This window comes from Bradyrhizobium sp. 930_D9_N1_4, from assembly GCF_052076015.1.
Taxonomy (GTDB): Bacteria; Pseudomonadota; Alphaproteobacteria; order Rhizobiales; family Xanthobacteraceae; genus Bradyrhizobium.
Map to the genome: position 1 here is coordinate 5,431,534 of NZ_CP197236.1, position 20,224 is coordinate 5,451,757.

The following is a 20,224-nucleotide window of genomic DNA, read 5'->3' on the forward strand; positions in this document are numbered from 1 at the left end:
GGCGACCGGGTGGAACCAGCCTCACTCCTCCGCGAGCTTCGCCTCGATATAGGCATCAACCGTCTCGGCAAAGGAGCGCTGCACGCCGACGGCGGTGCCATGCTGGTCGAGCGCATCGCGCTGGAGCACGCGCAGGCCGCGCCCGTGGAAGCTCGCCGGCGCCGTGTTGAGATATTGATCGATCGCGCCCTTGGCGAGCGGGATGGCCCGGGGATCTCCCCTGGCGATCAACAGTCGCAGCAGGCTCTGGCATTCGGCCAAACCGGGCATGGGATCAACTTTCGGCTTTGCTGCGATCTCGGTTTGAGCGGACGTTCAGCCGTTCGGCTGCCACCACCCGATGAAGACGGCGACGAGGCACAGGAGCGAGGTGAAGGCCGTGCCGACGAGCTGCATCCAGTAGCGGACCGGCATGGTGTCGCGATCGAACATCTGGCTCGACCATCTCGACCAGTCCAGCCAGTCGTCGCTGACGAATTGTATCTTCCGCTCGACGAGGCCGTAATAGGCCTGGCGGGCGCAATAGACGGACATCCCGCCCGCAACGAGACGGTAGCCGAGATCAAGAGCGGGGCTCACGCGAACCCCCTGCTCAGCCGCGCGCGGATTTCGGCTTCGGCCGCTTGACCGGCTGGGTGTGGGTGCCGAACAGCGCCAGCAGGAACGCGACTTCTTCCTTCGAACCGATCTGGATCATGATGATCTCCTTTTCGCTTCATTGGTCGAGGCGAGCGGGCACGGCGTTCAGGACAATCGGGTTTCCGGATTGTTTCAGGGGTGTTTCGTGGGCCGCTCGGGGCCGCGAGCGGTCGTCAAAGCGACCCCTGAATGATATCTGATTTCCCGCAAGAGCAGCGTCGTGCCTAAGCGCACGGCATCGAACGACGAATGCGGAAGGACTGCCGAGCCATGGGAATACCAACCGATAGGTTACCAACTGGGGGCTTTGCCCGGCTCGTCCCTGAGCTGGACGTTTTTGACTTGGAACAGAGTCAGAATTTTTGGTGCAAGATACTCGGTTTCGAGATCGCCTATCAGCGACCCGAAAATCGCTTCGTGTACATCGAGCGACAAGGATCTCAGGTCATGTTGAATCAACAAAATGGCAACTGGGAAACCGGGGCTCTGCAACGACCACTGGGACGCGGGATCAACTTCCAGATGTTCGTCGACTCCGTGGCACCTCTTCTCGATGCACTAAAGCACGAGAAATGGCCTCTTTTCAGAGAGTGTCATGACGCGTGGTATCGGATCGCGGGAGAGGAGCGCGGCAACAGGCAATTCCTGGTCCAAGACCCTGACGGCTACCTCCTGCGTTTCGCAGAGGATTTGGGCAAAAGGTAATCTCCTCGGCCGGTGCTTTCGCGGGGCAGCCGCGTCGAGCGGCCCCCGTCCGCTTCGGGTCACAAGCCGGCATCCGCGTGATGCACACGCCCATTTCGCTATCATGCCTGTATTGCCTGACGGAGCGAACTTTATTCAAATGCCCCGTGCCGAATTCGGCGGAATGAAATCTGTTCGCGCCACGCTGGGACATGTCGCCACGACATGAACGAGCTGGAGACCACCGATGTATTACGTCGCCGCTGCATTGATGGTGCTGTCGGGACTGTTCTATTCCGCGAGCCATCACGAGCTCGGCCAGTTCGGCGCGAACATGTGCAGCTACGGCAGCACGTTCTGCCAGAGCCCGGTGATCGTGTTCACCGGGGGCGCGCTGGCCGCCGCCTGGGGCATGTTCGTCAGCGTGAAGTAACGGCGTCAATAAGTCTGGCGCAGTTCTACTCCATCGGCCCGCAGCTAAGTGCCTTGATCTGCCCGGCAGCATTGAACGCGAGCAACGCGCTCACCACACCATTGCCAGTGACGTACGAGATCGACGTGCCACTGTCCGAAGGCTGCAAATTATCCAGCTCTGACGCAGGATAGTCCCGCAGGCGCTGGACCCAATACGCACGCAGGGCGTCTCTGCCTGTAATTGTCAGATTGTCGCAACCGCAATGAACGACGGCGTCATCCGCATACATGTTCAGGATCGTTTCAATGTCACCGGCGCGGTAGGCATCGAGCCAATCCACCGCAGCGGCCATCGGGTCAAAGGACATATCCTCACCACCTTGCCGTTTCGGCGCGCGGTTTAGAAGTGCTCCAGTGAACGTGGCGTGAAGACCGTGTTCAGTTTCCGGTTAACAAGCGCTTGGCGGTGGAACCGAAATCAAGGACGGCGCTTCTGCGTAACGAGACGCAACGCGATATCGTACTGCCAGGCACGCACCCTTACCGCTGCCTCGCTGCGCTTCAATTCAGCGGCAATCTCGTCAGGTCGGCGCCCTGCCTCGGCCATTGCCCTCAGCCGCTCATGGTCTTCCACTGTCCATTTCTTCAACAGCGGATAACGTGACTGCATGATCGCTCAGGGGAGAATAAAGCGGGAAAGACGGGCAACCGTGTAGAAGGGTTCGAGTTCCTGGGCCGCTCACTCCCGCTCAAGGGCACGGAGGTCGTCCAGCAGCTCGTTCTCAAGCTGACGGATATGTTGGGCCGTCGGCCCGCGCGTGAAGTCCTGGGCGAGCCTCCGGCAGCGCTCAAGCCGCTCCAAAAGAATTCGTCGGTCTCTGTCGCGGTTCATGGCGTAATCGAGCAAATCACGAAACGACTCCAGCGACCGTCCAATAGTGAACGCATCTGATTGCTGATGCTACCAAGTCACTTGAACGGGAAATAGTGGCAATCGTTCCTCCGCGGCTCACCAAATCCGAAATCGATCGACAGTGACCGGGACGCCTGCCCACGCAGGACGGAGCACGGCGCTCGTTTGTCGGGCCGGAGCAACCAATTGGAGTCTCGCTTGTTATCGGCGGCACATCAACTGCCGGAGGACAAACATGTCACGTCTACCTCTACTGCTCGCAACTTTGCTGGTGATCGGATCGGCACCCGCAATTGCACAGTCCCAGCCAGCGCAAAGCGGGCCGGGAAACAACGCCGTCAACAGCTCGGACCAGAAGAACTCGAACGCACCCGTCGCCGGGCGCAACAGCTTCACCGAGGGGCAGGCCAAGTCGCGGATCGAAGAGGCCGGGTATTCCAACGTATCGGGCCTGCAGAAGGACAATGACGGGGTGTGGCGCGGAAAGGCCGACAAGGGCGGCGCCAAGACGGAAGTCTCCATCGACTTTCAAGGCAACGTGAACCCGTCCAAGTAAGGAGGATCCAGAATGACCAAAACCATCTCTCGTCTCTATGACAATTATTCCGACGCCCAGCAGGCCGTAACGCGGCTCGAGGGCGCGGGCATTCCGCATGCGGATATCAGCATCGTCGCCAACAATTCGGACAATTGGTACGGCTCCACGACCGGCAAGGTCGATCGTGACCGCGATGGCGTCGACGATCGTGCCGAGGGTGCTGGCACGGGCGCGGGCATCGGCGCAGGCGTCGGAGGCGCGGCGGGTCTTCTCGCCGGTCTCGGCCTCCTGGCGATCCCAGGCCTGGGTCCCGTGGTGGCCGCGGGCTGGCTTGCCGCGACCGCCGTTGGTGCGGCCGCGGGCGCCGCGACCGGAGGAATTGTGGGCGCCTTGACCGAGGCCGGCGTCTCCAAGGAGGACGCGTCGCGTTACGCAGAGGGTGTGCGCCGGGGTGGTACGCTCGTTTCCGCAAGGGTGCCCGACCAGGACCAGGCGCGCTTCGATGCTCTCCTGCATGAGTCGTCCGTCAACCTTCAGGACCGCAGCGCCGCGTGGCAGAAGTCCGGCTGGACCAGCTTCGACGCCGCAAGTCCGCCGCTGTCGCCCGAGGATGTCGGCCGCGAGCGCCAGCAATACGGAGTGAGACGCTAGGTCACGTCGATTCCAAGACAGAGAGCCCCGCCACGCGGGGCTCTCTTTTGCGAGCAGATCCGATTCGGGAAAAATAGGAACGGGCCCCAGATGGATGTCGACCTTCTTTGACCGCCTTCTTCGCAGACGACGCCGAGCGGCGCGACTTCTTCGCCTCGTAGCCGACCTCGTGCGTCTGCCCGCCGGCGACGGGAGCGCGGTGCGTGAAGTCCCCGTCAGTAGCGGTGGATGTTGCCGCGTCGCTGCTGGCCATACGCCGCCCGCGGATTGATCCCGCAACCGACGTTGCGGCCTGAGGCCGAAGCCTGGCACTGGGCGCGGGTTCGGTAACTGCAATCTCCGGGATAGCCTACGCCTTTCCCCTGCACGCACCAGGGATAGTCCTGCGCCGTGGCCGGTGGCGCAGTCACAAAGCTCATTCCGAATAGCAATCCGATGGCTAAAAGATATTTCATGACATTGCGCTCCAGAGACAGGTTGCCAGACCTCAACGACACCTTCGAATGGTTCGATCCTAGCCGTAAAGAGCGTAACTTCGAGTGAGGACCACCCCGCTCCGCGGTAGCTTCGGTCGACGTGCGCAAATTCAGGTCTCGTTGTTCTTGTAACGCTCGCGCACGATGCTGTCGGAGACATGCCGCTCGATGCGGCTGCGAGAACGATTGCGCAGGATGCCATAGATCAGCGCCACGAGCAGGATGAAGGCGCCGACGAAAAAGACTGCTTCCAGACCCATGATGTCCTCCCTCGATTACGCCTGACCGAGCTCCTTGCGGACGGTGGCGGCCGAATTGCCGACCTTGTCGACGGCCTTCTGCAACTGTTCCTTGGATACGCCGAGCGCGTGCGTCCAGTACTTGACCTCGTGGGCCTCGTGCATGTTGATCTTGCTGCGGTCCGGCTGCTCGCGCTTCGTCAGATTGTCCATGTTCGTTTCTTTCCTAGCTGGATGAGAAACGCGGTGATGGATGCGCTGTTCCTCAGGGGCGTTAGGGGACGCGAATCTAACAAAGGATAAGGACGCGTGCGCGTGAACGGCGGCATGCTGGCCGCTCACCGGGGAGAAGCACCGTGGACGAGCAATTCATCAGGGGACGCGTCGTGGACATCCGCGAGCTGGCGACGAAGGCCGATCCGTTCACGAAGCAGCGGCTGCTTGCCCTGGCGAACCGCTATGAGCGCGGCCTTTCCGGCGGCGCGCGCACCGCGCCGAAACGTTCGGGAGAGCCGGTGCGACAACCAACGCGGCGCTGACGCCGGCTTAGATGTTGAGCCACAGCATCGAGGCGAGTACCGCCGAAAACAGAAACAGTCCGACGATTGCAACTCTGAAAACCCAGTCGGCGGCCAAGTGTGCCCCCTCTGTCATTGCATTTCCTTCCCAGCGCACATTCCCTCGCCCGCCCCATGGAGGGCCTCTGCCTTGGGCAAAGCAGGGACCGCACCGTGACCTCGCTCGCGGGGTCGCGTCGGGAACAGCCCATCGAGCGGCAGCGCAACGCGTGAATCCGGCGCCTGTTCCAATTTTGAAACATGATAAATGTTAAGTGGCGCGGCCTGCGAACCTCACGACTTAACATTTGTTGTGCCGAGGCGGTTTTGGAAACGCTTCGTCCACAATGTTGAGAACCTGCCGCGGCCCGATTTAACCTTTGTTGTCAACAGCAAGGGCCCCTCTGTGCTCTTTGCCCCCACACGCTGAGCCGTGCGGGGATCAAGTGAAGTGACAAGCGACAGAATCTGGCCGCCGTTGTTCGAGCGCCTGGAGGCGACGACGGGCGCGGACAGCGGGGATCTCGAAGCCCTCGCGGCGCTGCCGTTCATTTTGCGCCATTACCGCGAGAACGAGTCCGTGCTGCGCGACGGCGAGCAGCCGAGCGAGTGCTGCCTGATCGTCGACGGCTTCTGCGTCCGCTCCAAGACCATCCCCGACGGCCGGCGGCAGATCCTGTCGATCCACATTCCCGGCGATCTTCCGAACCTGCAAAACCTCCACTATGGGACGGTGGACCACGACCTCGTCGCGCTGTCCGATTGCACGCTCGCCTTCATCGGCCACAAGGCGCTGAAAGACCTCATCAGGGAGCGCCCGGGCGTCGGCGATATGTTCTGGCGCGATACGCTGGTGGATGCCGCGATCTCACGGGAATGGATCGTCAATGTCGGCCAGCGTTCGACCTACAACCGGCTCGCACATCTGATCGTCGAGCTGCGCGAGCGGCTGCGCCTGGTCGGCCGCGTCATCGACAACACGTTCGCGATTCCCTTGACGCAGGAGCAGCTCGGCGAAGCCATGGGCGTCACCAGCGTTCACACCAACCGCATCCTGCGCGATCTCCGCGTCGACGGCGTGCTGGAGCTTCAGCGCGGCACGGTGAAGATCCTCAACGAGCACAAGCTCCAGGAGCTGGCGCAGTTCGACGGCCGCTATCTGCGTCTTTCGCCGTCGTCCTGAGCGAACGGATCGCTCAAGGAATGAAGACCTCGCTGGTGTCCATGCGCACGTTGCGGATGGTGCGGCAGGCCTCCATGGTCGCGCGATGGCCTTCCGGCATGAAGCTCAGCAGCAGCGATCGCCGCCGCGCGCCGGAGCGGTTGCAGGTCGCGCCATGCGGGAGATCAGCGTCGAACACCAGGATGTCCCCTGCCTCGCCCGCCGTGACGAACGACATGGCCTCGTCCGGCTCACCACCATCGCGATGACGCGGCACGACGCGCGTTGCGCCATTGTCCGGGCCGTAAGCGTCGAGGAAGACAAGCGCGGCGACGGAGTTCGTGCCTACGCCGTCGCGATGCAAGGGCTGATGGCCGCCATCCTTCAGCGGCTCGCGGCCCTCGATCTGGGCGAGAAAGAACGGACCGCCCAGCATCCGCGCCCCCGCTGCCAGCAACAACGGCAGGCGGCAGGTTTGCTGCACCACAGGATCGAGATCGACGAGCGCATGGCGCCATCCCGCGCCGCGCGGCGCCGCCCATTGGTCGCCGGTCCCGACGCCGGCATCGAAGGCGGTGCGCAGGCCATCGCGCCAGGCCTCAGGCACGGCGCCGCGCAACAGCAGATGGCCATCGCGGTCGAGCGCGACAGCCAGCTCCGCGTTCAGCGGCGCGACCTTGGTGGGAGGCTGGGCAAGGCGCGGCACAAGGCTCATGCCGCTCCCTACAATCTCAGCGTGTTTTTGACAAGAGCGTCGCTCAGATCCACAAGCGCGTATGCGACCCATCCGACCCAGGTCACGGCGCGACACTGGCCGGGATTGGAACTTTGCACCTATGATCGCGCTTGAGGCCTGAATTCGTAATTCCGGAAGGTGAACCCCTGTCGAACCGATCGAAACCCCGCCCCGGCAAGCACGACGCCGCCGACGCGCCGACGAAATCCGGGCCGATGTTTCTCCAGCGGCTCGGCCCGGGTCTCATCACGGGCGCTGCCGACGACGACCCGTCGGGCATCGCCACCTATTCGCAGGCCGGCGCGCAATTCGGCTACGGGCTGCTCTGGACGGTGTTTCTGACGCTGCCGTTCATGATCGCGATCCAGCTCGTCAGCGGGCAGATCGGCCGGGTCACCGGCAAGGGGCTGGCCGCCAACGTGCTCCAGCTTGCGCCGCGCTGGGTCGTGCTGGGGCTCGTGTCGCTGCTCCTCATCGCCAACATCTTCAACATCGCCGCCGACATCGCCGCGATGGCGGAGGCCCTCTCGCTGGTCATCGGCGGGCTCAATCACGAGCACGCGCTGATCTTCGCGGCCGGCTCGACGATCCTTCAGGTGTTCGTGCCCTACCGCCGCTATTCGCCGGTGCTGAAATTCCTGACGCTGACGCTGTTCGCCTATGTCGCGACCGCCTTCACCGTGAAGATCCCGTGGAGCACGGCACTGCTCGCCGCGGTGTGGCCGAAGGCGACGATCAGCGCCGATTATTTCCTGATGGTGGTCGCCGTGCTCGGCACCACCATCAGCCCCTATCTGTTCTTCTGGCAGGCCTCGCAGGAGGTCGAGGAGATGAACCAGGGCAAGCGCGACAAGCCGCTGCGCGATCTTCCCAGCGGCGGCGATCCCGAGATCGCGCGCATCCGGACCGACACAATCCTCGGCATGCTGCTGTCCAACACCATCGCCTTCTTCATCATCCTGACGACGGCGTCGGTGCTGAACGCCAACGGCGTCACCAGCATCAGCTCGGCAACGCAGGCTGCCGAAGCGCTGCGGCCGCTCGCCGGCGACTTCACCTTCGCGCTGTTCGCAATCGGCATCATCGGCACGGGTCTTCTGGCGATCCCGGTGCTGGCGGGCTCGGCGGCTTACGGCGTTGCGGAGATTTTCGGCTGGCGCGCGACGCTGGAGGCGAGGCCGGAGAAGGCGGTCGGCTTCTATGCGATCATCGCGGCCGCGACCATCATCGGCTTCGGCCTCGGCTTTACCGGGATCGACTCCATCCACATGCTGGTCTGGAGCGCGGTGCTGAACGGCATCGTTGCGGTCCCGATCATGGCGATGATGATGCTGATCGTCTCGAGCCGCGCGATCATGGGCCGCTTCAAGGCCCGCCCGTGGCTGGTCGCGCTGGGCTGGCTCGGCACCGCGATCATGGCGCTGGCCGTGCTCGCACTGCTCGGCTCGTCCGTGGTCGGATGATCAGACCGGCGCGAGTGCCGCCGAGATCTGCGAGGCGATGATGAAGGCCGCGAACACGGCCGGTACGCTGATGAACCGCAAGACCTGATCGACCGAAAGCATCGCTGTCTCCCCCAAGACGAACGCAAAGACGAACTGCAACCGCCGCGCTACTCCACCCCTTGCGCGACGTGCTGATCGGCCGTCAAAAACCGATCGGAAACGGCGGCCCCACTTATCGTGAGGATCGCCAGAATCGAAACCATGGCCAAAAACTGCATGCCTCCTTGTTCGGTCCCGATTGTGGCCAAAAATGTCTGAGGTCGGCACGATTTCGCGACGATTCCGGAAAACATCATGACCACCAACACCGGATTCCACGGGATTTTCCAGCAAGATAGACCGCAAGGCGCTTCCGCGCGGTCCCTCGGCGGGCTTCACGGCGCAATGCCGCTAGCCTAACAATTGCGGCTGGGGCCGGGCTTGTGACGGTCCCCACAAGAACAACAAGGCCCGGCCGGGCCACAGGGGAGCGACATGTCGACATCATCAAAAGCAACACATCTCGAAATCCTCGCCTGCGATGCCGGCTGGCGAAACTACCACTTCGTCAAGCTGACGACGGAAGACGGCATCGTCGGCTGGAGCGAGTTCGACGAAGGCTTTGGTTCGCCCGGCGTCGGCGCCGCGATCCAGCGCCTGTCCGCCCGCGTCATCGGGCAAGACGTATTCCGACACGAGCGCATTTTCGCAGAGCTGTTCGCGGCCACCCGTCCTGCGGCCGGCGGCGTCGTGGCGCAGGCGCTCGGAGCAATCGAGAACGCGCTGCTCGATGCCAAGGCGAAATGTCTCGGCGTTCCCTGCTATGAGCTGCTCGGCGGCAAGATCCGTGATCGCGTCAGGGTCTACTGGTCGCATTGTGCGACGTGGCGGATCAACCATCCGTCCTGGTACAAGCCTTCGATCGAAAATCTCGACGGCGTCAAGGCGATGGGACGCGAGGTGCGCGAGAAAAAATTCACCGCGCTCAAGACCAACATCTTCTCCTATGACGACGGCAAGCCGACCGGCTGGCGACCGGGCTTCGGCTCTCCCTTCGCGCCCGAGATCAATGTCGACCGCAAGGTCCTGCACGACCTGCGCTTGCATCTCGAGGCGATGCGCGACGGCGCAGGTCCCGACGTCGACATCCTGCTCGACTGCAACTTCAACGCCAAGACCGAAGGCTATCTGAAGATCCTGCGTACCATCGCAGACCTCGACATGTTCTGGATCGAGATCGACAGCTTCAATCCGGAGGCGCTCGGTTACGTCCGAAGGCAGAGCCCGCATCCGATCTCGTCCTGCGAGACGCTATTGGGCCTGCGCGAATTCCTGCCCTATTTCCATCAGCAGGCGATGGACGTCGCAATCATCGACACACCCTGGAACGGCGTCTGGCAATCGATGAAGATCGCCGCCGCAGCGGAAGCCTTCGAGGTCAACGTCGCCCCGCATAATTTCTACGGCCATCTCTGCTCGATGATGAACGCGCACTTTTGCGCGGCAGTGCCGAACCTGCGCATCATGGAGATCGATATCGATCGCTTGGCGTGGGATTGCGAGCTCTTCACGCATGAGCCCGATATCCAGAACGGCCACCTGGTCATTCCAGACCGCCCTGGCTGGGGCACGGAGCCCAACGAGGAAGCACTGCGCGCGCATCCACCCAGGACGAGCAGCGGGCTTCTCAACTACGGTCGCAAGAGCTGATGAGAATTATGGTGTGACGGGATTGACGGTCGGGGATGTCTTGGGCCCCGGCCGCTCCGGCTCGACCGACGATTTCGGCTCGGTCGGAAGCACCTTTGCACCAGCAGCGTGCGCAGCCTCGCCCGTGTTCGCATACATCGCGACATGAGCCGGCTGCGTCTTGGCACGATTCCACGGCCCGTGATCGACGATCAACATCGCAGCGATCGTCACGCCGGCCACAATCAGCGCGATCACGCCGGGGTGGCGAAGCGCTGAGGACATCGAGTTCGCGAAGCGATCAGTTGCCATCGTATGACCCATGGTTTTTCCTCTCGGAGGTTAACTCGAACACCGCTTGCGAGTTCCAGCCGTCGCTTAAGCAAGTTCCGAGCCATTGCACGGAACCTGGCCATCACTGTCCGTTTACCGCTTCACATCCGGACGTGCATCGCCGACAAACCTGTCGCGGTTCGGCATTTTGACGGCTGCAAGCGATCTTGCATCGAGGGTTGCGTCCGCTGCCACGAGCCCATTCAAGTTCAGGACGAAAGCGGACACCGCATACACATCCTCGTCGCTCAGCGACTGCGGCGCGTTCTGCGGCATGGCGCGTCGGATGTAGTCGAACAGCGTCGGCGCATAAGGCCAATAGCTGCCGACGGTGCGGATCGGCTTTGGCGTTCCGATCGTACCCTGACCGCCGGCAAGCCGATCACCCAATCCACCCTCGCCCTTCTCACCATGGCACGAAGCACATTGCTGAGCGAACACCTCGCGCCCATGGCTGACTGAACCACTCCCCTTCGGCAAGTTACTGCCGTCTCGCCCGATATCGATGTTCCAGCCCGCGATCTCCACAGCCGTCGCCGGGCGCCCGATGCCGTATGGGCTTTGCGCCTGCGCTTCGCTTGCGAAGGCAAACAGAACGATTGCGACGGCGATGCCGTAAATCTCACGCCAGCGCATTGGTCACCTCCCCGTCAGCGGCAATGCGCCAGGGCCAGATCGCATTGTTGTGGTAGAAATAATTCTCGCCTCGCACCGCAAGCAGTTCAGCCAGCGTCGGCTGCACGTAACCAGTCTCGTCAATCGCGCGGCTCTGGATCACCGCAGGCTTGCCGTCCCACTGCCACGGCAAGCGGAAGCGGGTGAGCGCACGCGTCAGCACCGGCTCCTGCAAGCGGGCTTCCTGCCAGCTCTTGCCGTCATCGACGGAGACTTCGACGCGTGCGATTTTGCCATGCCCGCTCCAGGCAATGCCGGTGATCTCGTGGAAGCCTGGCGCACTCAACCGCTGGCCACCGGACGGACGCGTGATGATCGACTTCGCTTCCATATAGAAGGTGAACTCGCGCGCGGTGCCGTCAGGCAGGAGATCGGTGTATTTCGAGGTCTCCTCGCGCGAGTATGCGGGCTCCGCGGCCACGTGCAGGCGGCGCAGCCATTTCACGCTCATATTGCCTTCGAAGCCCGGCAGGAACAGACGCAGCGGATAGCCCTGCTGCGGACGCAGCCGCTCCCCGTTCTGGCTGTAGACCAGCATGGCGTCTTCAAGGCACTTCTCGATCGGGATGCTTCGGGTCAGCGCCGCAGCGTCGGCGCCTTCGGCAATCACCCATTTGGCTTCCGGCTTCACGCCCGCCTCCTGAAGCACGAGCTTCAGGCTCACGCCGGTCCATTCGGCACAACTCACCAGCCCCACAAGGTCCGATGCCGTCTTGCCATAGGGCTTGCTGTAGCCGGGATTGCCCGAGCATTCGAGAAAGTGAATGCGCGACTCCGACGGGAAGCGACGCAGGTCGTCCATCGTGAAGACCAGCGGCCGCTCGACCAGGCCATGGAGCATCAACCGGTGCTGCGCTGGATCAATGGTCGGAACGCCGCCATGATGTCGCTCATAGAACAATCCGTTCGGCGTGATGATGCCGTCGAGCTCCTGCAACGGCGTCCGGCTCGACGCCGAAACGTACTGCTTGAGAGTCTTCGAGATGTTCCTGACGACGCCCTTCTCGAACGGCGACGGCGCGCCATAGGGCTCGCCTCCTGTTGGATCCCCCGGCGCCTTCATCCATTCGGGAATGTTGGGGGGAAGGTTGCCCGTCTCTGCGGCGACCGCCCCGCTTGCGCCCAGAACGGCTCCGCCGGCCGCTGCGGTGCCGCCCTGCAGAAAGCGACGGCGTGTCGTCCTTGCGGATTTGTCGTCGGCGTCGATTGTGCTGCTCATTTGCGGGCCCTCGGCTGAAACCTCGGGCCGCATCAAACTCTCAGCGAGGTGCATTTGCAATTCGCGCCTGTTTCAAAAACAGGCGATCTCGATCAAGATAGGTCTACATCCACTGGCCGCAACAGCAGTTCCGTTCTTCGCAACGCACAAACGGCCCGCACATCACTCTCCCGGCGCAATCGCATTGCTCGGCGTGGGCCGATCGGTGATCTGCTGTCCGAACAGGCTTCCGATCAGCTCAACTGCGGTGCGCGCGGTGCGGCCACGCTCGTCGAGAAACGGATTGAGCTCGACGATGTCGACCGATCCGACCACGCCGGAATCGTGCAGCAACTCCATGATCAGGTGTGCCTCGCGATAGGTCGCCCCACCCGGCACCGTGGTGCCGACGCCGGGCGCCACGCACGGGTCGAGGAAATCGACGTCGAAGCTGACATGCAGCACACCGTTGTTCGCCTTGACCCGCTCGATGACGCGGCGAATCAGGACGGCGACGCCGAACTCGTCGATCTGGCGCATGTCGACAACCCTGATCCGGCGCGCGCGCATCAACTCCTTCTCGAGCTTGTCGATCGAACGCGCCCCGAACAGGTCAAGCCTGTCAGGATGGATCGACGCGCGCGGATCATCGCCGAGCAGCCCGTCAAGGCCGGGTTCGCCGCATAGGAACGCCGCCGACATACCGTGCATGTTGGCGGTGATCGACGTCTCCGGCGTGTTGTAGTCGGCGTGGGCATCGAGCCAGAGCACGAACAACTCGCGTCCGCGCTCCTGCCAGTGGCGGGCCATGGCATTCACCGACCCCATCGACAGGGTGTGATCGCCGCCGAGGAAGATCGGCAACGCACCTGTTTGCGCGATTTCGTAGCCACGGCGGCTCAGCACACGCGTCCAGCGCTGGATTTCGCGGTAGTGATTGGCGTTCTGCGGCGGCCGGTCGGAAAAGTCCCTGACCTCGGAGACCGAGAGATCACCGTAGTCGACGACCTCGAGATCCAGGCTCTCCAGCAGTGTCGCAAGACCGGCGGTGCGCAGCGCCGCGGGGCCCATCAAGGTGCCGCGTTGCGAAGCTCCCATGTCGATGGGCGCGCCGAGCAAGGCGATGCGCCGGGCTCGATCCGTCACGGTTTGATCGGTCACGGCAATCTCCCGAGATCAGCAAGGCTGCACCAGCCTAACAGAGATTCGCATCCGTCGTTTCACGGGGGGCTCATGGCGAAATGGTCCTCCCGCTCCGGAACCAATTCCCGTACGCCGCATTTTCTCTGCAAGGCCGGCACCCGCCGTACAAAACGGCGCCTGTCGCGGATAGCCAAAGGTCTTCGGGCCCGCTGTTCAAAACGAGCGCACGCGTGGATAGCCAAAGGTGCCGGCCTCATTCATTTCGTCAGAAGCGGAGTTCACGAACTTGAGCACGGAGATTCCGCAGTCCACCCCGACACCGCCCGGCATGGCCGAGCGCGCCATCGACGCGGCGACTGACATGTCGCACACCATCGGCGAAGTTGCTGGAGGTTTGCGTACAGCTGTCGATCGCTTCACCTATGTGATCGATGAGGCGCGAAAGCCCGGACGACCGCTCGCGACGGTCGCCGCTATCGCGCGCGAAGCGCCGTTGGCCAGTCTGTTCGTCGCTTTCCTCTTTGGCGTAGCGGTTGCGCGCCGCCGCTAGACGCGCAGCGAGCCCGTTCAGGCCGCGCTGACGGCATCGAGCTCTGCCGCCAGAAATTGCTTCTCGAACGCTTCGGCAGGCATTGGACGGCCGAAGAAATAACCCTGCCCTTCCTCGCATCCCATGCTGACGAGGAAGTCGGCGGTGGCACGGTTCTCGATACCTTCAGCCACGACCGTGAGCCCGAGTTGCTTGCTGAGACCAATTGTCGAGCCGACGATCGCGGCATCGTCGGAATCGGCGAGCAGGTCGAGCACGAACGAACGGTCGATCTTGAGCCCGTCCAGCGGAAACTTCTTGAGATAGCTCAGGCTCGCATAACCGGTGCCGAAATCGTCGAACAGGACACGGACGCCGAGCTGCTGGATCCGCTTGAACATGTCGAGCACGCGGCTTTCGTCATGAAGCAGGATGTCCTCGGTGACCTCAATCTCGAGCAGCGACGGCGTCAACCCCGTCGTTTCCAGCAACACCGCAATCGCCTGCGCGAGATCTCCGGAATGGAGCTGCGACGGCGACAGGTTGATTGCGACACGTACGCTGTTACCGGACAGCTCCCACGCACGCGCCTGTCGGCAGGCGGTATCCATCACCCAGTTCGCGATCCGCTCAGACAGAGCTGAGGTATTGACCACCGGCATGAACTCGCCGGGCGAGACATAGCCGCGCACAGGATGCCGCCAGCGAATGAGCGCTTCGGCGCCAACCAGGCTGCCGTTGGCCAGGCGAACCTGGGGCTGGTAGAACAGCTCGAACTCGCCGCGATCCGCGGCAAGCGCCAATTCGCTCTCCAGTGTCAGCCGGTTCTCCAACTCCTCACGGATCGCACTCTCGAAGATCACATGGCTGCCGCGTCGCGTCGCCTTGGCGCGGCTCAGCGCCAGATGGCCGTTGCTCAGGAGATCGTCGGCATTCTGTCCACCTTCGGGATAGACCGCAACACCGATGCTGATCCTGACGCGGTGTTGCCGCGTGCCCGTCGCCAGCGGCGCCTCGAACGCGCCCGAGATCCGCTCCGCAAACTCCGTAATCCGCTCGCCGGCCTCCGCACCATCAAGAGCGATGGCGAATTCGTCCCCGCTGAGCCGGGCGACGATCCCCCTGCCATCGACTTCGGTTCGCAAACGCTCGGCAACGGCCCGCAGGACCAGATCGCCGGCCGAGTGTCCGAGCATGTCGTTGATCTGCTGGAAGCCGTCGAGCCCGAGCACGAGCAGCGCGACGTCGGAAGATCGCCGCTCCGCCGCGACGATCAGATTGGCGAGACCCGCATGCAGCATGTTGCGGTTGGCAAGACCTGTCAGCGCGTCGTGTTCAGCAAGATATCTGACGCGTTCAGCCTCGCGCTTGCGCACCGAGATGTCGCGCAGGATCGCGCCGTACTGGAAACCGTCCGTACCCTGCCAGCCTGAGAAGCTCGCTTCGACGGGGAACGTCTCGCCATTCTTGCGCCGTCCTTCGAACTCGACGACGACGGCGCCGCCGGGAACCAGCAGCGCCTGGCGCGCGGCATCGCGCATGGCAAACGCCTTCGCGCGGCCGTCCGCGGCCACCGCACAGAGGATTTCAAACGGACGTCCGATCATCTCCGTCGGCATATAGCCGAAGATCGCGCTGGCGCCCGGATTCCACACCGTGATCCGGTGTTTCTCGTCGGTGCAGACCAGACCGTCGCCGAGCGACATCGCGATGCGATGAAATCGGCTCTCGGCAATCCGCCCCAGCAGACTGCGGAAGTCGATCTCGTCGAGCGCAATCGCCGTCAGATAGGCAATGATCGCGATGTGAAACAGCGACGTGTCGATGATGAGCGGCCACTTTGCCTGCACAAGGGCAGCAGCCAGTTCGACGCCTGCACCCGCTGCAACCAGGATCGCGACGCGGGCACCCGGTGCGAGGCGGCGCCACGAATACAGCATGAGCAGGCAGATCAGGCCCAGGCCGACGATCATGCCGACGTCGGACGTCCAGCGCAGCATCCGGTTCTGGAGGATCGATTCCGCCGCCAGCGCCTGGAGCATGGGTCCCGAGACGATCTTGCCGTTTGGAACACTGAACCGATCACCGAGCTCGAGTGCCGTGGCACCGACGATGACCTTTTTGTCCCTCAGCTTGTCGAGGGTCGCGGTATCGCCGCGCAGCACGTCAAAATAGGAGACGCTTGGGATGGAGGCAGCGCGAATGCCGAAATCGATCAGGAAGGGCGGCCGCCGATTTGCATCCTGCCCGGCGAGCACGACGGCCATCGACGGCATCTGGGAGTCGCCGAGCTTCTCGCCGACCGGATAGCGGCGGACCAATCCGTCGGATTCGATTGCCACATTGACGAGGGCTGGCCACGACTGGTTGCTGAACGGCTTCAGGGGGCGATTGATGTGAGCCGCACCACCATTCGGCGTCGGCTGCTTGAAGGAGGGCAGGATCGTCGAGCCGCCGACCTCCCGGAGCGCCGTGACAAAGGCCTCGTCGGAGGCGGGGTCTGACGGTGTGCTGAAATCGACATCGAAGGCAACATCCTGCGCGCCCGCCGCCTCGAGTCTGTGCAACAGCTCGGCGTGAAGCCGGCGCGGCCAAGGCCAGATCCCGATCTGGTCGATCGAGGGCGCGTCGATCGCCACCACGACGACGTTGCCGCTCGCGGCACGAGATTGCCAGGTGAACCGCAGATCGGTGAGCGCATTGCGAAGCGCGCCATGCCATCCCGTGGACAGCACGACCGCCAGCGCGATCACGACAAGAATATGCGGCCGATAGCGTTTCACTTTGCTCCCCTGCACCGGCGGCGCCTGCCGCGAGGTGCTCCCCTATACCGGCGACGGCGCGGTCCTAGCGATGGCCCTTGTACCAGCCGTAGTGGTGGCCATTGTTGCCGTTATTCCCGTTGCCGCTATTCCCGTTTCCGCTATTGCCGTTGTTGCCGCTATTACCGTTGTTGCCATTGTTTCCGTTATTGCCGGTGCCGCTGCTTCCGTTGCCGGTCGCACCAGTCCCGCTGCTCCCACTCCCCGAGCTTCCGCTGGACACATTGCTGGTCGAACCAGCGGTGGTCGCCACAGTCGTCGTTGTATTTGACGTCGTCGCCGTCGCACTGGCAGCAGCTGCGCTGCTGCTCACGGTGACGGCCGTGACGTTAGAGCTGTTGGCGGCGGCGGTTGTCGTGCTCGCCTTCGTATCGCTCCAGACCGTCTCGGTCCCCGTGCTGGCGTTCGCATTGCGCACGCGCCCCGTCGCAACGGCGCCGTGGGCAAGCCCATTCGTGACCTTGTGGACGTTCAGCTTGACCTCGCCGAGCGAACTCGAAATGCGCACGACACCAGCCTTGGGCGTGTGAACTCCGCTCGCCTGATGCGATTGCTTCGGCACGCCGGCCGCCTTGTTGCCCTTGTCGACCGGACCCAGCGCATGGATCGCGTGACCGTTGGCAGCATTGCGCGGTGCGGACAGGCCCGATTTCGGCACGGGGACGCGCTCAATCGTGGACGCACGCGGCTTGCCATGTTCGATCGGACTGAAAGCCCCGGCGCCGCTCAGGCTGAGGCCGGGCTTGCCGTGTTCGAAAGCCGTAGCCGATTGTCCCGGCATGACCTGGGCGATCTGTCCGGTCTTGAAGTCCGAGACTTCGACCTGACCGCGGACCACGCCGACCTTGGTGCTGCCCGCACCCACGGTCACGCTGAACTGCGTCCCCTTGACCACGGCGGCGAGATAGGGCGTCTCGACCTCGAAATGCTTGACGTTGCGCTTCTCGACCTCGAGCAGGATCGAACCCGCCTGCTGGATGATGGTGGTCGAGAGCCCCTCCTTCTTCTCGGCCGGCAAGCCGACCACCGAGTTCGGAGAGATCAGAATGGTTTCCTCGCCGCGGACAAGCAGAACGCGCCCGTTGCGTCCGGTGCGAATGGTATCGCCTGCCTTCAGCGTGCCTTCCTGACCCAAGGAAACCTGCTGCGCACCGTTGGCGCCGAGCCAGACCTCGCCCGAGGACTTTCTGACCGACCAGACGCCGTCATCCGCGGCAGATGCGCCGGAGGCCAATCCCAGGATCAGCGCTGCCGCGAAGGCGCACCGTATTCCAACTTTGCCCAGCATGACGATCCTCGGTCCGCGTTACAGCAGCCCTGAGGGGTATCCGAAATCACTCAACATAAACTTAGCGGGAAGCAGCGAGTGACGTGGTCGCATTAACGGTTCGTTGACCATAAAAAACTAAGAAAAATCATGCAGCTAACGAACTCTTACCGGCTCAGGGGCACTTCTCCGTCAAACTACGGGGAACAGATCGTTGCGCGCGTTGAGAAGCGGCATCTCCTTACCGCGCTGGTGCTGGTCGCACCAATTTTCGCGGGAGTCTCGTCAGCATTCGCGCAGCAGGCGAACGCGCCCGGCTTCGATCCCCGACAGCCCGAGAAATACTTTGAGAACCAAACCGAGCAGGAATCGCTGAGCCGTCCTCCGGTCAGGTTGCCGACGGTTGGCCAGCCCAATACCGGCGGTGATACCAAGCCCCAATTCGTCCTTCGCGGCGTCAATGTCAGCGGTGCTCACGCCGTCCCCGGTGATGGCATCGCCGCCGTCTATCAGCCCTATCTCGGCAAGAAGGTCTCGCAAGCCGACCTCGCCGCGATCGCGGGCGCGATCAGCGATCTCTATCGTGCCGCCGGTTTCCATCTGAGCCGCGCGATCGTGCCGCCGCAGGATATTGCCGACGGTCGCGTCAGGATCCAGGTGATCGAAGGCGCCATCGTGCAGGCGGAGTTGAAAGGCGACGGCGCCGAACAATTCGGCGTGAGGCCGATGCTCGGGCCGATTCTTGCCGAGCAGCCGTCACGCCTCGCAACGCTCGAACGCCAGCTCTTTCTCATCAACGGCAGGCCGGGCGTCCGGATCACCGATACTGCACTGGAAGAGATCGGCGGTACGACCGGTCGCTTCCGCCTCATTGTCTATTTGAAGACCTGGCACGTGTTCTCGTCGTTTGGCCTGGACAATCTCGGCTCGTCATCGGTCGGCCCGTGGCAGACCTATGCGACCGGCGCGTTCAACTCCTACCTCACGCCAGGCGACACCCTGGCGGTCAATTTGTCGACCGTTGCCAACGACCCCCGCCAACTCGGCTTTGCACGGCTGTCCTATGACGCGCCCGTCGGCGTCGACGGCGTGCGCCTCGGCGCGTCCGTCCTGTACAGCGCCGTGCGGCCGGGCGACGCCCGCCGCCTCGACAGCGACATCACCACGACCGAGGCTTTCGAAGTGCGGGCAAGCACCGTGCCCTTCATGTCGCAATCGTCAGCGCTGACGCTGACCATGGCCGGGACCTTCAGCAATGTGTCCGAGCACGACCTGTACGGTCCCTGGTACAACGATCACATCAGAACCGCGAGCCTGACTGCCGACTACCGGCTCCAGGATCGATTCGGCGGCACCAATTTCGCGACGCTGACCTATCGCCAGGGCCTCGACATTTTCGGCGCCTCGCATTTCGACGACGATCTGTTGTCGCGCGACGGCGCCGCATCGAACTTCTCGGTGCTGAACGTCTGGTTCACACGCTACCAGACACTCAACGACGTGTGGTCACTCAAGCTCTCCGCGGCGAGCCAGACGGCATCGCGGCCGCTGTTCACCTCGCAGCAGTTCTATCTCGGTGGCGCGGCATTCGGCCGGGGCTATGGCGCAGCCGAGATCAGCGGCGACAATGGTCTGGCCGGCTCGCTCGAAGTTCGTTTCGACCAGAAGCTCAATTTCCGCTACTGGACTGGCTATCAGATCTACGCCTTTGGCGACGCCGGCGCAGTCTGGAACGACGGTTACCGCCTGCGCGACGGGCTGGCGCTGACATCAGCCGGCGCCGGCATGCGCTTCTTCCTGCCGGACGACATTCAGGCCGATCTCGGCGTGGCCGTGCCCCTGAGCTACCGGGCCCCGAACAACGAGCGCCGCAGCCCGCGCTTCCTGTTCACCCTGTCGAGCGCGTTCCGGCTTTGCCCCGAACGCGGCAAGGGCGGCTGCCTCTAGCCATCCGACTTTCGTCGCACGCGCCTTGATGCGGCCCTTTTGCGGCGCTTCTCACAGACTTGCGTAAATTTAATCCCGTAGCCTGCTCACGATCGCTCGATCCGGGCGAGCCCGATAGCCATGTTCAG

25 protein-coding genes are annotated in these 20,224 nt (G+C 63.2%); 10 read left to right on the top strand and 15 right to left on the bottom strand.

The features are described 5' to 3' along the window. Positions 1–21 precede the first annotated feature (21 nt). Both AB7532_RS25900 and AB7532_RS25905 read right to left on the bottom strand, forming a co-directional pair. Positions 22–270, bottom strand: a complete 249-nt coding sequence (locus AB7532_RS25900; protein ID WP_441237525.1) for a hypothetical protein — start codon at positions 268–270, stop codon at positions 22–24. 45 nt (positions 271–315) lie between these two features. Next, the gene (locus AB7532_RS25905; protein ID WP_441237526.1) at positions 316–579 is read right to left on the bottom strand and encodes a hypothetical protein; all 264 of its coding nucleotides are present in this window, start codon (positions 577–579) and stop codon (positions 316–318) included. Positions 580–909: 330 nt separating this feature from the next. Between AB7532_RS25905 and AB7532_RS25910 the strand changes: the two genes are divergently transcribed. Then, the gene (locus tag AB7532_RS25910; RefSeq protein ID WP_441237527.1) at positions 910–1,344 is read left to right on the top strand and encodes a bleomycin resistance protein; all 435 of its coding nucleotides are present in this window, start codon (positions 910–912) and stop codon (positions 1,342–1,344) included. 226 nt (positions 1,345–1,570) lie between these two features. Next, positions 1,571–1,756: a hypothetical protein gene (locus AB7532_RS25915; RefSeq protein WP_441237528.1), complete on the top strand. Its 186-nt coding sequence runs from the start codon at positions 1,571–1,573 to the stop codon at positions 1,754–1,756. A 25-nt stretch (positions 1,757–1,781) separates the two neighbouring features. On the opposite strand, the gene AB7532_RS25920 is transcribed toward AB7532_RS25915, so the two are convergent. Next, entirely contained in the window at positions 1,782–2,105 is a 324-nt protein-coding gene (locus tag AB7532_RS25920; RefSeq protein WP_441237529.1) for a nuclear transport factor 2 family protein, read from the bottom strand. 110 nt (positions 2,106–2,215) lie between these two features. Further along, positions 2,216–2,407 carry a hypothetical protein gene (locus AB7532_RS25925; RefSeq protein ID WP_441237530.1) on the bottom strand — a complete coding sequence of 64 codons (192 nt, stop codon included), beginning with the start codon at positions 2,405–2,407 and terminating at the stop codon, positions 2,216–2,218. Positions 2,408–2,885: 478 nt separating this feature from the next. On the opposite strand from AB7532_RS25925, the gene AB7532_RS25930 reads away from it, so the two are divergent. Next, the gene (locus AB7532_RS25930) at positions 2,886–3,206 is read left to right on the top strand and encodes a hypothetical protein (RefSeq protein ID WP_441237531.1); all 321 of its coding nucleotides are present in this window, start codon (positions 2,886–2,888) and stop codon (positions 3,204–3,206) included. 12 nt (positions 3,207–3,218) lie between these two features. Then, positions 3,219–3,839 (top strand): hypothetical protein, encoded by a 621-nt coding sequence (locus AB7532_RS25935; protein WP_441237532.1) that lies wholly within the window; start codon positions 3,219–3,221, stop codon positions 3,837–3,839. A 1-nt stretch (position 3,840) separates the two neighbouring features. On the opposite strand, the gene AB7532_RS25940 is transcribed toward AB7532_RS25935, so the two are convergent. The 4 genes from AB7532_RS25940 to AB7532_RS25955 form a co-directional block, all read right to left on the bottom strand. Then, positions 3,841–4,092 (bottom strand): DUF3606 domain-containing protein, encoded by a 252-nt coding sequence (locus AB7532_RS25940; protein WP_441237533.1) that lies wholly within the window; start codon positions 4,090–4,092, stop codon positions 3,841–3,843. Continuing rightward, the gene (locus tag AB7532_RS25945; RefSeq protein ID WP_441237534.1) at positions 4,055–4,294 is read right to left on the bottom strand and encodes a DUF3551 domain-containing protein; all 240 of its coding nucleotides are present in this window, start codon (positions 4,292–4,294) and stop codon (positions 4,055–4,057) included. Before AB7532_RS25945 ends, AB7532_RS25940 begins: the two co-directional genes overlap by 38 nt. A 131-nt stretch (positions 4,295–4,425) precedes the next feature. Next, on the bottom strand, positions 4,426–4,575 hold the full coding sequence (locus AB7532_RS25950; RefSeq protein WP_441237535.1) for a hypothetical protein: 150 nt from the start codon (positions 4,573–4,575) through the stop codon (positions 4,426–4,428). A gap of 15 nt (positions 4,576–4,590) precedes the next feature. Further along, positions 4,591–4,767, bottom strand: a complete 177-nt coding sequence (locus AB7532_RS25955; protein ID WP_441237536.1) for a DUF3606 domain-containing protein — start codon at positions 4,765–4,767, stop codon at positions 4,591–4,593. A gap of 143 nt (positions 4,768–4,910) precedes the next feature. Here AB7532_RS25955 and AB7532_RS25960 point away from each other — a divergent pair, with 143 nt between their 5' ends. Together AB7532_RS25960 and AB7532_RS25965 are read left to right on the top strand one after the other, a co-directional pair. Next, positions 4,911–5,093, top strand: a complete 183-nt coding sequence (locus AB7532_RS25960; protein ID WP_441237537.1) for a hypothetical protein — start codon at positions 4,911–4,913, stop codon at positions 5,091–5,093. 469 nt (positions 5,094–5,562) lie between these two features. Then, entirely contained in the window at positions 5,563–6,294 is a 732-nt protein-coding gene (locus AB7532_RS25965) for a Crp/Fnr family transcriptional regulator (protein ID WP_441237538.1), read from the top strand. A gap of 13 nt (positions 6,295–6,307) precedes the next feature. Here the strand turns inward: AB7532_RS25965 and AB7532_RS25970 are convergent, their stop codons facing one another. Beyond that, positions 6,308–6,988 carry a phytanoyl-CoA dioxygenase family protein gene (locus AB7532_RS25970; protein ID WP_441237539.1) on the bottom strand — a complete coding sequence of 227 codons (681 nt, stop codon included), beginning with the start codon at positions 6,986–6,988 and terminating at the stop codon, positions 6,308–6,310. 236 nt (positions 6,989–7,224) lie between these two features. Between AB7532_RS25970 and AB7532_RS25975 the strand changes: the two genes are divergently transcribed. Together AB7532_RS25975 and AB7532_RS25980 are read left to right on the top strand one after the other, a co-directional pair. Continuing rightward, a complete protein-coding gene (locus tag AB7532_RS25975; protein ID WP_441237540.1) occupies positions 7,225–8,472 on the top strand; it encodes an NRAMP family divalent metal transporter in 1,248 nt (415 codons plus the stop codon). 516 nt (positions 8,473–8,988) lie between these two features. After that, on the top strand, positions 8,989–10,203 hold the full coding sequence (locus AB7532_RS25980) for a mandelate racemase/muconate lactonizing enzyme family protein (protein ID WP_441237541.1): 1,215 nt from the start codon (positions 8,989–8,991) through the stop codon (positions 10,201–10,203). Positions 10,204–10,209: 6 nt separating this feature from the next. On the opposite strand, the gene AB7532_RS25985 is transcribed toward AB7532_RS25980, so the two are convergent. The 4 genes from AB7532_RS25985 to rocF all read right to left on the bottom strand — a co-directional run bounded on the left by AB7532_RS25985 (position 10,210) and on the right by rocF (position 13,549). Then, positions 10,210–10,506: a hypothetical protein gene (locus AB7532_RS25985; protein WP_441237542.1), complete on the bottom strand. Its 297-nt coding sequence runs from the start codon at positions 10,504–10,506 to the stop codon at positions 10,210–10,212. Between the two features lie 102 nt (positions 10,507–10,608). Beyond that, the gene (locus AB7532_RS25990; protein WP_441237543.1) at positions 10,609–11,151 is read right to left on the bottom strand and encodes a c-type cytochrome; all 543 of its coding nucleotides are present in this window, start codon (positions 11,149–11,151) and stop codon (positions 10,609–10,611) included. Next, on the bottom strand, positions 11,138–12,409 hold the full coding sequence (gene soxC, locus AB7532_RS25995) for a sulfite dehydrogenase (protein WP_441237544.1): 1,272 nt from the start codon (positions 12,407–12,409) through the stop codon (positions 11,138–11,140). The genes AB7532_RS25990 and soxC overlap by 14 nt, the downstream gene beginning before the upstream one ends. Before the next feature lie 162 nt (positions 12,410–12,571). Further along, positions 12,572–13,549, bottom strand: a complete 978-nt coding sequence (gene rocF, locus AB7532_RS26000) for an arginase (protein WP_441237545.1) — start codon at positions 13,547–13,549, stop codon at positions 12,572–12,574. Between the two features lie 268 nt (positions 13,550–13,817). On the opposite strand from rocF, the gene AB7532_RS26005 reads away from it, so the two are divergent. Further along, on the top strand, positions 13,818–14,081 hold the full coding sequence (locus tag AB7532_RS26005) for a hypothetical protein (RefSeq protein WP_441237546.1): 264 nt from the start codon (positions 13,818–13,820) through the stop codon (positions 14,079–14,081). A 17-nt stretch (positions 14,082–14,098) separates the two neighbouring features. Here the strand turns inward: AB7532_RS26005 and AB7532_RS26010 are convergent, their stop codons facing one another. Together AB7532_RS26010 and AB7532_RS26015 are read right to left on the bottom strand one after the other, a co-directional pair. After that, entirely contained in the window at positions 14,099–16,843 is a 2,745-nt protein-coding gene (locus tag AB7532_RS26010; protein ID WP_441237547.1) for an EAL domain-containing protein, read from the bottom strand. Positions 16,844–16,907: 64 nt separating this feature from the next. Continuing rightward, a complete protein-coding gene (locus tag AB7532_RS26015; RefSeq protein WP_441237548.1) occupies positions 16,908–18,170 on the bottom strand; it encodes a FecR domain-containing protein in 1,263 nt (420 codons plus the stop codon). 129 nt (positions 18,171–18,299) lie between these two features. Here AB7532_RS26015 and AB7532_RS26020 point away from each other — a divergent pair, with 129 nt between their 5' ends. Next, complete coding sequence (locus AB7532_RS26020; RefSeq protein ID WP_441237549.1) at positions 18,300–20,096, top strand: ShlB/FhaC/HecB family hemolysin secretion/activation protein; 1,797 nt, start codon at positions 18,300–18,302, stop codon at positions 20,094–20,096. The last annotated feature ends 128 nt before the right edge of the window (positions 20,097–20,224 follow it).

What these genes read in the sequence shown, in the direction of transcription:
- AB7532_RS25900 (WP_441237525.1), bottom strand. Translation starts at nt 270, where the DNA reads ATGCCCGGTTTGGCCGAATGCCAGAGCCTGCTGCGACTGTTGATCGCC.
- AB7532_RS25910 (WP_441237527.1), top strand. Translation starts at nt 910, where the DNA reads ATGGGAATACCAACCGATAGGTTACCAACTGGGGGCTTTGCCCGGCTC.
- AB7532_RS25915 (WP_441237528.1), top strand. Translation starts at nt 1,571, where the DNA reads ATGTATTACGTCGCCGCTGCATTGATGGTGCTGTCGGGACTGTTCTAT.
- AB7532_RS25920 (WP_441237529.1), bottom strand. Translation starts at nt 2,105, where the DNA reads ATGTCCTTTGACCCGATGGCCGCTGCGGTGGATTGGCTCGATGCCTAC.
- AB7532_RS25925 (WP_441237530.1), bottom strand. Translation starts at nt 2,407, where the DNA reads ATGCAGTCACGTTATCCGCTGTTGAAGAAATGGACAGTGGAAGACCAT.
- AB7532_RS25930 (WP_441237531.1), top strand. Translation starts at nt 2,886, where the DNA reads ATGTCACGTCTACCTCTACTGCTCGCAACTTTGCTGGTGATCGGATCG.
- AB7532_RS25935 (WP_441237532.1), top strand. Translation starts at nt 3,219, where the DNA reads ATGACCAAAACCATCTCTCGTCTCTATGACAATTATTCCGACGCCCAG.
- AB7532_RS25940 (WP_441237533.1), bottom strand. Translation starts at nt 4,092, where the DNA reads ATGGCCAGCAGCGACGCGGCAACATCCACCGCTACTGACGGGGACTTC.
- AB7532_RS25945 (WP_441237534.1), bottom strand. Translation starts at nt 4,294, where the DNA reads ATGAAATATCTTTTAGCCATCGGATTGCTATTCGGAATGAGCTTTGTG.
- AB7532_RS25950 (WP_441237535.1), bottom strand. Translation starts at nt 4,575, where the DNA reads ATGGGTCTGGAAGCAGTCTTTTTCGTCGGCGCCTTCATCCTGCTCGTG.
- AB7532_RS25955 (WP_441237536.1), bottom strand. Translation starts at nt 4,767, where the DNA reads ATGGACAATCTGACGAAGCGCGAGCAGCCGGACCGCAGCAAGATCAAC.
- AB7532_RS25970 (WP_441237539.1), bottom strand. Translation starts at nt 6,988, where the DNA reads ATGAGCCTTGTGCCGCGCCTTGCCCAGCCTCCCACCAAGGTCGCGCCG.
- AB7532_RS25975 (WP_441237540.1), top strand. Translation starts at nt 7,225, where the DNA reads ATGTTTCTCCAGCGGCTCGGCCCGGGTCTCATCACGGGCGCTGCCGAC.
- AB7532_RS25980 (WP_441237541.1), top strand. Translation starts at nt 8,989, where the DNA reads ATGTCGACATCATCAAAAGCAACACATCTCGAAATCCTCGCCTGCGAT.
- AB7532_RS25985 (WP_441237542.1), bottom strand. Translation starts at nt 10,506, where the DNA reads ATGGGTCATACGATGGCAACTGATCGCTTCGCGAACTCGATGTCCTCA.
- AB7532_RS25990 (WP_441237543.1), bottom strand. Translation starts at nt 11,151, where the DNA reads ATGCGCTGGCGTGAGATTTACGGCATCGCCGTCGCAATCGTTCTGTTT.
- soxC (WP_441237544.1), bottom strand. Translation starts at nt 12,409, where the DNA reads ATGAGCAGCACAATCGACGCCGACGACAAATCCGCAAGGACGACACGC.
- AB7532_RS26015 (WP_441237548.1), bottom strand. Translation starts at nt 18,170, where the DNA reads ATGCTGGGCAAAGTTGGAATACGGTGCGCCTTCGCGGCAGCGCTGATC.
- AB7532_RS26020 (WP_441237549.1), top strand. Translation starts at nt 18,300, where the DNA reads ATGCAGCTAACGAACTCTTACCGGCTCAGGGGCACTTCTCCGTCAAAC.